The following is a 3,351-nucleotide window of genomic DNA, read 5'->3' as shown; positions in this document are numbered from 1 at the left end:
CCGCCTCGGCGGCCAGGATGCGCCGGCGCAGCTCGGGGGCGGCGGCCGTGCCGGGTTCGATGCCGAGTTCACCGGCCCGCAACCGCAATTCGGCCAGGCTCTGCCCGCGCAGGCCCGGCTGCCCCAGATCGTGCCGATGCTGCTGCTCGGCCAGGTCCGCCGCCGCGGTGAGCCGGTTTCGCAGCGCTTCGCGGCGCACCTGATCGGGGTCGATGCCGAGCTCCCGGACTCGGGACAGCGCCCGCTCCCAGGCCAGTATGCGGGCGTTGCGGGCGCGGGCGAGGGCACGCAGCGCCCGGCGCACGGGCGCGGTGAGCGGCCGCTGCTCCTGCTGCGCACCGGCTCGGGTCCAGCCGGGGGGACGCAACGAATCCGGGTCTGGGGCGGCCTCCAGCGCGGCCAATTCGGCGTCGAGCCAGGCGATCTCGTCGACGGCCTCCTGGTAGTCCTGCGACAATCGTTGCAGCGCGGTGATTTCCGCCGTCCGCCGGGCGCGCGAACCGGACGGCGAGGAGCGCAGGTCGTCGAGGGTGTGGTCGAGATTCTCCGGCCGCAGCGCTGCCCACTCGTCACGCGGATCGACGAGCAACTGCTCGGCCAGCAGGTCGCGCTGGTCACGCAGTTCCTCACGCCGCGCGACGGCGGCGGCCCGCTCGGCGAGCTTGCGGCTGTGCAGCGCCAGCTGTTCCGGTGTGAGGTAGGCGGTCCGTTCCGACGGCGGCTTGGCCCCGCCAGGCCCGGCACCCGGCGGGCGGGAACCCTGCGAACCTCCCGGCGATTCGTCGCCGAGCGTGCGTTCCAAGTCCAGCATCCGGACATGGGGGTCGCCTGCGGAGTCGAGCTCGATCCGGATGCGTTTGTACTCCAGTACCACGCCCTGGCCGCGAAGTTGTTGGTGCAGTTCGGGACTCACCGTGCGTTGCGGTCGGTTACCGGCGACCAGTACTCGCGCCGGATCGCCGGGCAGCACGCCCACACCGCCCCGCAGCTCGCCGCCTTCGGCCGCGATCAGTTCCCCGGCGACGAGCTCGCCCGCCTCTCGCTGCGCATCGACCTCGGCCTGCACGAGCTCCCGGTACGTCCGGAACAGCCCGTCGAATCGCGTGCGGTGCGATTTGATCTCCGCGACATTGCGATCGGCCTCCGGCACCTCCTGCTTCAAATAGCGTTCCATCTCGGCCGGTGCGATGGCCCCCGCCACATCACCCCGCCGCTCGACCGCCTCCCAGCCCGCCTGCCGTCGATTCAATTCATCCGAAACAGCCTGCGGGAGTTCACCTTCTGGATGCTGCGCGACATCGATCCCGAGTTCGGCGGCAGTCGCGCGGATCTGCTCGACCAACGCGGCGCGCCGCTCCCGCTCCCGCCCGATCTGCTGTCCGAGTTCCCCCACCCGCGCCCGCACTGCCGGGTCGGTGGGCACGTACTCGTATTCGGGCCCGCGCGCGGACCATTCGGGTACCGCCGCGCCCTCGCCACCGGGAGTCGGCGCCTGCCCCGGCTGACCGGCCTCCGGTTCCGATTCCGACGACTCGACAGCTGCTGGTCCCTGCTCCGTGCCGCCCGAATGCCGGTGCGGATCATCCGGATCCACACTCGCCTCGGCAAACCGATTCAGAACCGCCGCATGGAATTCGGCGAATTCGCCGTGCCGATGGGCATCGAGTTGCTCCAGGATGAGTTCGCTGCGCAGCTTTCCGAAACTGGATTCGGCGCCGAAGGCCCCCGGGGGCGGGTCGGCGCCGATGCCGACGCCGGGCAGTACCTGGTCGGTCGCGGCGGGCACTTCCCAGCCGAAAGCATCGGGGCGACCGTACCGGAATGTCTCGAGCCACTCGGTCACCCGGTGCACGGCGTCCAGATCGCGAACATAGATCACGATGCCGTCCGCCCGCAGATCCCGCGGCCCGGATATCTTCATGGAGTGGACTCCCGGGAAACTCCGGGGGTCGTCCACGATCTCGTGCACGATGCCCGCGGCCAGGTCCGCAGCCGCCGCTCCCCTGGCATTCACGTAGACGCGATACCCGATGTCCCTCGAGTTCATCGGCTGGTCGTGGCGGTAGTACTGCGCGAACCCGATGTCCTCGGGCGCCCAGTCGCCCGCGGTGTCCGGCTCCAGGACGCCGATGCCCTGGAGCATGGCTATCCGCGCGTTCTGACCCCGGTCACGGAGAATCCGTGCCAGAGCGTTCAGGAAACCACGGGGATCCTCGACCACTTCGCCGGCACGGCCCGAATACCGGTTGTAGACATCGTGGAACGAGTTCACCGCGTCGCGGTTGTCCCAGATGTACCGCAGGAACGAATCCAGGTTCTCCCGCGACAACGCCGGCGGTACGAGGCCGTTGCGGCGGTACGACAGTTCCCGCACCGCCAGCATGCCGCTGAACGATGTCCCCGGTCGCAACCTCTCGTGCAACTCGGTCAGGGTGCGGGGCCGGTCGAACACCTCCGGGAAGTCGTCGATCGCGTGGCGCACCTCGGCGGCGGGGTCGATCGCCGGGCGGTTCGGCAGCGCCGCCTGCTGCGCCGCCCGGCGCCGAGCCTCGGCGAGCGCGGCGCCGAGCCGATCGGCTTCCGCACGGGCGGTGTGGAATTCGTGCGCGGCAAGCTCGAGCGATCGAACATCCCGCGACCATTGATCGGCGAGATCCGCACGTTTGGTGCGGCCCATCAGATATTCGATGGTCTCGTCCAGCGTCCGCTGGTATCCGGGGTCGCGCGGGTCGGTCGGCTCGCCGGGTACGCGGCCGGGGCGCAGCTCCGCATCGGACAGGCGGATGCCGGTGGGAGTGCGTGGCGGTTCGACGCCCGGCCCCGCGCGGTCTATCCGGTCGCGGGCGACATCCAGATTCTCCTGGGCGGCGGCCAGCCGTGTGATCGCGCGGGCGTGGTCCCGGGTCAGCTGCTCGGCCACAGCGTGCCGGGCGGCCATGCTGTCCGGTCGCACGCCGACGTCGCCGCGGATGGCGTCGGTGAGATCCTGTCCGGCCCGCGCGGCCGCGGCATCGGCCTGTCGCAGCCGCTCGGCCGCCGTAGCCAGCTCGTCGACGGCGTGCTGCCAGGCGGCGGCCAAGGCGGCGCGCTTGGTGCGACCGCGCAGGTATTCGAGCGTCTCGCCCAGCGTCCGAACGTAATCCGGATGGTCCGGGTCGGTCGGCTCACCCGGCAGCCTGCGCGGACGCAGCTCCTGCGGCGAGATGCCGACCACACCGCTGCGTGCCGGTCCCTCCGGGCCGAGGCCGAGCCGGTTGACACCCCGCAGCGCGGCGTCGAGGGCGGCGCGGGCGGCGACCCGCGAGCGCTCGGCGGCGTCGCGGGCCGCCACCAGCCGCTCCAGCTCCACCG

1 protein-coding gene is annotated in these 3,351 nt (G+C 71.5%); it reads right to left on the bottom strand.

Annotated features, from left to right (window positions below):
* Positions 1–3,351, bottom strand: a 3,351-nt coding sequence (locus tag NM2_RS50160) for a T3SS effector HopA1 family protein (RefSeq protein WP_169816151.1), incomplete at both ends; no start/stop codon positions are given.

The organism is Nocardia miyunensis NBRC 108239 (assembly GCF_001613065.1).
Classification (GTDB): domain Bacteria; phylum Actinomycetota; class Actinomycetes; order Mycobacteriales; family Mycobacteriaceae; genus Nocardia; species Nocardia miyunensis.
Note: the sequence above shows the minus strand (reverse complement) of the source record. Positions and strands in the feature narration are given on the sequence as shown.